The sequence below is a fragment of the Roseicyclus sp. genome (assembly GCF_965662675.1).
Taxonomy (GTDB): domain Bacteria; phylum Pseudomonadota; class Alphaproteobacteria; order Rhodobacterales; family Rhodobacteraceae; genus Roseicyclus.
Map to the genome: position 1 here is coordinate 1 of NZ_CBFIIK010000143.1, position 5,425 is coordinate 5,425.

General features: G+C 63.4%; 7 protein-coding genes. 6 read left to right on the forward strand and 1 reads right to left on the reverse strand.

Going from position 1 to position 5,425, the window contains the following annotated elements; translation table 11 throughout:
* Both mobA and ACTG4J_RS14465 read left to right on the forward strand, forming a co-directional pair.
* The coding region (gene mobA, locus ACTG4J_RS14460) for a molybdenum cofactor guanylyltransferase MobA (RefSeq protein ID WP_439140442.1) at positions 1-560 on the forward strand (560 nt) is incomplete at its 5' end.
* Positions 557-772, forward strand: coding sequence for a molybdopterin-guanine dinucleotide biosynthesis protein B (locus tag ACTG4J_RS14465; RefSeq protein WP_439140443.1), 216 nt, complete (start codon positions 557-559; stop codon positions 770-772). The genes mobA and ACTG4J_RS14465, both read left to right, overlap by 4 nt.
* A 48-nt stretch (positions 773-820) precedes the next feature.
* On the opposite strand, the gene ACTG4J_RS14470 is transcribed toward ACTG4J_RS14465, so the two are convergent.
* Complete coding sequence (locus tag ACTG4J_RS14470) at positions 821-1,051, reverse strand: sulfurtransferase TusA family protein (protein WP_439140444.1); 231 nt, start codon at positions 1,049-1,051, stop codon at positions 821-823.
* Between the two features lie 383 nt (positions 1,052-1,434).
* Between ACTG4J_RS14470 and ACTG4J_RS14475 the strand changes: the two genes are divergently transcribed.
* The 4 genes from ACTG4J_RS14475 to ACTG4J_RS14490 form a co-directional block, all read left to right on the forward strand.
* Entirely contained in the window at positions 1,435-3,021 is a 1,587-nt protein-coding gene (locus ACTG4J_RS14475) for an ABC transporter substrate-binding protein (RefSeq protein ID WP_439140445.1), read from the forward strand.
* An 81-nt stretch (positions 3,022-3,102) separates the two neighbouring features.
* Complete coding sequence (locus ACTG4J_RS14480) at positions 3,103-4,089, forward strand: ABC transporter permease (protein ID WP_439140446.1); 987 nt, start codon at positions 3,103-3,105, stop codon at positions 4,087-4,089.
* Between the two features lie 9 nt (positions 4,090-4,098).
* Positions 4,099-5,031, forward strand: coding sequence for an ABC transporter permease (locus ACTG4J_RS14485; protein WP_439140447.1), 933 nt, complete (start codon positions 4,099-4,101; stop codon positions 5,029-5,031).
* A partial coding sequence (locus ACTG4J_RS14490; RefSeq protein WP_439140448.1) for an ATP-binding cassette domain-containing protein occupies positions 5,031-5,425 on the forward strand: 395 nt, incomplete at its 3' end. The genes ACTG4J_RS14485 and ACTG4J_RS14490, both read left to right, overlap by 1 nt.

The window sequence follows — 5,425 nt, forward strand, 5'->3', positions numbered from 1 at the left end:
GTGGCGGCGACAAGGGGCTGCGCGTGGTGGGCGGGCGGCGGCTGTTCGACCATGTGATCGACCGGCTTGGCCCCCAATGCGGCGCGCTTGCGATCAACGCCAATGGCGATCCGGCGCGGCTGGCCGAGTTTGGTCTGCCCGTCCTGCCCGATAGTCTGGCCGATCATCCGGGGCCATTGGCGGGCGTGCTGGCGGGCCTTGATTGGGCGGCGGGGCAGGGCGCCACGGCCATTGTCACGGCTGCCGCCGATACCCCGTTCTTTCCCACAGATCTGGTGGCGCGGCTGGTGGCGGGGGCGGGCCCCTCGGGCCTGTGTCTGGCGGCCAGCTCGGATGAGACAGGCCGCGTGCAGCGCCACCCGACCTTTGGCCTTTGGCCCGTGGCGCTGCGCGACGATCTGCGCGCGGCGCTGAAGGGGGGCTTGCGCAAGGTCGTGATCTGGAGCGATGGCCATGCCGCAGGGCAGGCGGTGTTTGACGCCACCCCCTTCGATCCCTTCTTCAACGTCAACACGCCCGAGGATATCGAAACCGCCCAAGCGCTGATGGGGGCGGCATGAAGGTCTACGGCGTCACCGGCTGGAAGAATAACGGCAAGACCATCTTGACTGAACGGCTGGTGGCCGCGCTTGCTGGCCAAGACCTGCGTGTCTCAATGATCAAGCACGCCGACCATTCAAGCAAACCCGAAGGTCCGCGCCGCGATCAGAAACCTATCACGGCCATTGCCGTTCTTGTCGGGGCTGAGTTCGGGCGATGCAGGCCGCCCTGATCGCCCCCGGCGATCCAGTGCGTTATCTGCCCTATGCGTCGTTTGGGGTCAGCTCCGGCGGATGAGATAGGCCTGCGCGCCATCGCCCGCGTCTTCCATCCCCAAAAGCTCATGGCCGCTTTCCGCGCAGAAATGCGGGACATCCACCACCGCCGCCGGATCACTGGCCAAAAGCCGCAGCACTTGGCCGGGTTGCATGGATTTCAACCGCTTGCGCGCCTTGAGGACGGGCAGGGGGCACAAAAGACCCAAGGTATCCAGCGTCGCATCTTCGGCCATGTTCTCCCCTTCCGCATCCCATCGATACTTGGTGTCACGTCGCGCCTGCGGCGTTGCGTTTCGTCAACAGCGGCACGCATGCGTAGGTTAAGGTCTGTCGCGGCATCTGCAAGGTTTGATATCGGCGGGCAGGGTGCATGGCGCCCTTGTCAGACGGGCGAATCCGCGCAAGGCGGATTGACATCCGCGGCGCGACGAACCGTTATGTTCACTTGGGTGATACGGGTCTTGGCGGCGGAAATCCGCAGAGGCCGCATGGGCGATTGACCCTTGCGGACGCGTCTTTTACCACCTGTTCAAATTATTGGTTTCACCCCATCATTCTTTGCTGCACGATGGGGCAGGAGGCCCAAAAAGCTGTCTAATTCAACGGGAGACGACCAATGACTTCATTTCTGACGACCGCGCCGCGCCGCTTGATGGTGTCGGCCCTTGCCTTGGCACTTTGTGCCACGGCCAGCCAAGCCGAGACGCTACGCTGGGCGCGCGTTGCCGATGCGCTGACGCTCGACCCGCACAGCCAGAACGAGGGGCCGACCTCGACCTTGCTGCACCATATGTACGAAACACTGGTGCGCCGCGACACTGATGGCTCGCTCAAGCCACGCCTTGCGACCGAATGGTCAATCCATGCCGATGATCCGACGATCTGGGTCTTGAAGCTGCGCGAAGGCGTGACCTTCCACGATGGCAGCGCCTTTACCGCCGAGGATGTGGTCTTCTCGATGGACCGCGTGCGCCATGAAAGCTCGGGCTTCCGCGCGCTGCATTCCGCCGTGACCGGCGCCACCGCGATCGATGATTATACCGTGCATATCCAGATGGCCGGCCCGTCGCCGCTCTATGTCCAGAACCTGACCAACTTCTTCATCATGGACAGCGGCTGGGCCGCGGCAAATGCTGTGGAAGTGCCGCAGAATTTCGCCGCTGGTGAAGAAAACTTCGCCGTGCGCAACGCCAATGGCACCGGTCCCTATCAACTCGTGTCGCGCGACCCCGAAGTGCGCACCGTGCTGGCGCATTTCGATGGCCATTGGGATGCCGATCCGCAAGTGACCGAAATCATCTACACCCCCATCGCCGAGGCCGCGACCCGCGTCGCCGCGCTCTTGTCGGGCGAGGTGGATGTGGTCCAGGACGTTCCCGTGCAAGATATCGCGCGTCTGGAGCAGACCGATGGCATCACGGTGGCCACCGGCCCCGAGAACCGCAATATCTTTTTCAGCTATGACCAGGCATCGCCCAAGCTGATCAGCGCCAATGTCGAGGATAACCCCTTCTCGCATCCCGAGATCCGCGAGGCGATGGCGCTGGCGCTTGACCGTGACGCGATCCAGCAGGTCGTGATGCGCGGCCAGTCGCAGCCCTCGGCCGCACCGCTTCCGCCCTTCGTCAATGGCTGGCGCGCGGATCTGAACGCCTATGGCGCGCCCGATTACGACCGCGCCAACACGCTGGTGCGCGGCATCTATCCCGATGGTTTCTCGGTCGATCTGCATTGCCCCAATGACCGCTATCTCAACGACGAAGCGATCTGTCAGGCATTCGTCGGCATGCTGGGCCGGATCGGCATCAGCGCCAACCTGATCTCGCAGACCCGCTCGCAGCATTTCCCGCTGATCGAGCGCTGGGAGACCGATTTCTACCTGCTGGGCTGGGGCGTGCCGACCTTCGATAGCGCCTATGTCTTCAACTTCCTCGTGCATGGCCGCGAAGAGGGCTATGGCAGCTACAATGGCGCGCGCTATGACAACCCGGAAGTCAATGCCAAGATCGAGTCGCTGGCGACCATGACCGATCTGGCCGCGCGCGATGCGGTGATCGCGGAAATCTGGGACCAGGTGATGGAAGACCGCGTTTTCCTGAACGTGCATAACCAGCTGCTGGCCTATGCCGTGCGCGACGGGATCAATCTGCCCGTGCATCCCGAAAACCAGCCCTCGATGGCCGATGTGACCTTCACGCGCTGATCCGATACCAAGCTTGCGGCCCGCATGGGATACTCCCCATGCGGGCCGTTTTCATCCCGAAAGCCACCACAGGGGCATATGATGCTTGCCTATATCATCCGCCGGATCGTGCAGTCGGTCCTTGTGATGCTGGCCGTGGCGCTGGTGGCTTTCGCGCTTTTTCGCTACGTGGGCGATCCGATCTACGCCATGGTCGGCCAGGAAACATCGCTTGAGGATCGCGCGGCACTGCGCGAGGCGCTGGGGCTGAACGATCCCTTCGTCATGCAATTCGCCCGTTTCGTCGGCGATGCGGTGCAGGGCGAGTTCGGCATTTCCTACCGCCTGCAACAGCCGGTGATGGAGCTGATCCTGTCGCGCCTGCCCGCGACGCTTGAGCTTGCGCTGGTCTCGGGCCTTGCGGCCTTTGTTTTCGGGGTCGGGGCCGGGGTCTATACCGCGCTCAGGCGGCGGGGTGCGCTATCGACCGCGATCATGACCGTCTCGTTGATCGGCGTATCGCTGCCCACCTTTCTGATCGGGGTGCTGCTGATCTGGGTTTTCGCGGTCGAGCTGCAATGGCTGCCCTCCTTTGGCCGGGGCGACACTGTGGTGCTGCCTTGGGGGTGGGAAACCGGTTTCCTGACACAATCGGGCCGGATGTCGCTGATCTTGCCCGCGATCACGCTGGGGCTTTACCAGATGACGCTGATCATGCGGCTGGTGCGGGCCGAAATGCTCGAGGTTTTGCGCACCGATTACATCAAGTTTGCCCGCGCGCGGGGCCTGAGCAATCGGGCCGTGCATTTCGGCCATGCGCTGAAAAACACCATGGTGCCCGTGATCACCATTACCGGGCTTCAGCTTGGCTCGATCATCGCCTTTGCCATCATCACCGAGACCGTGTTCCAATGGCCCGGCGTGGGGGCATTGTTCATCAACTCGGTGCGCGTCGTCGATGTGCCGGTGATGTCGGCCTATCTGGTGCTGATCGCGCTGATCTTCGTCATCATCAACCTGATCGTCGATCTGCTTTACTATGCCGTCGATCCCCGCCTGCGCGTCGAGCGTGGCGGCGCGCGTCACTGAGGGTCGGACATGGCTGATACCAAAACCCAAAGCCGCCTTTTCCGCATCTGGGACAGCGATGTCGCGGCCTCGTTCCGGCGATCACCCGTGGCGATCGTCTCGGGTGTGGTGGCGCTTGTGATCGTGCTGGCGGCCGTGTTCGCGCCGTTGATCGCGCCGACCAACCCCTATGACCCTTCCAGCCTGAACCTGATGGATGGGTTCACGCCCCCGATGCAGCCCAACGCCTTCACCGGCAACAGCTACCTGATGGGCACGGACAATCAGGGGCGGGATGTGTTTTCCACCATCCTTTATGGCGCGCGGATATCGCTGTTTGTCGGGGTCTCGGCGGTGCTTTTGGCGATGGTCTTGGGGATCAGCGCGGGGCTTGTCGCGGGTTATCGCGGCGGCTGGGTGGATGCGGTCTTGATGCGCGTGGCCGATGTGCAGCTATCCTTTCCGTCGATCCTGATCGCGCTGTTGATCTTTGGTGTGGCACGCGGGATCATCCCGCCCACCCAGCGCGAGGCAATGGCGATCTGGGTCTTGATCGTGGCCATCGGCCTGAGTGATTGGGTGCAATTCGCCCGCGTGGTGCGCGGCGCCACCATGGTGGAAAAGGGCAAGGAATATGTGCAGGCCGCCCGCGTGATCGGTGTCAGCCCCTTGCGCATCCTGATCCGCCACATCCTGCCCAACGTGATGGGCCCGGTGCTGGTCATCGCCACGATCAGCGTGGCCTTGGCCATCATCGCCGAGGCGACGCTGTCATTCCTTGGCGTGGGCGTACCGCCGACCCAGCCCAGCCTTGGCACGCTGATCCGTATCGGCCAGCAATTCCTGTTCTCGGGCGAATGGTGGATCTTGCTCTTTCCCGCCCTGACGCTTCTGTCGCTGGCCTTGTCGGTGAACATGCTGGGCGATTGGCTGCGCGACGCGCTGAACCCGAGGCTGCGCTGATGACCAAGCCCCTGCTTTCCGTTCGTGATCTGGTTGTCGAGTTTCCCACAAGGCGCGGCACCCTGCGCGCGCTGGATGGCGTGTCCTTCGATATCGTCCCGGGCGAGGTTTTGGGGGTGGTGGGCGAATCCGGGGCCGGTAAATCCATCACCGGCGCGGCGATCATCGGCCTGATCGAGCCGCCCGGCCGCATCGCGGGCGGCGAGGTCTGGCTGGGTGATACCCGCATCGACCAACTCTCGCCCGAGGCAATGCGCCGGGTGCGGGGCCGCCGGATCGGCATGGTGTTCCAGGATCCGCTCACCAGCCTAAACCCGCTCTACACCATCGCCCAACAACTGACCGAGACGATCCGCACCCATATGGATGTCACACAGGCCGAGGCCCGCACGCG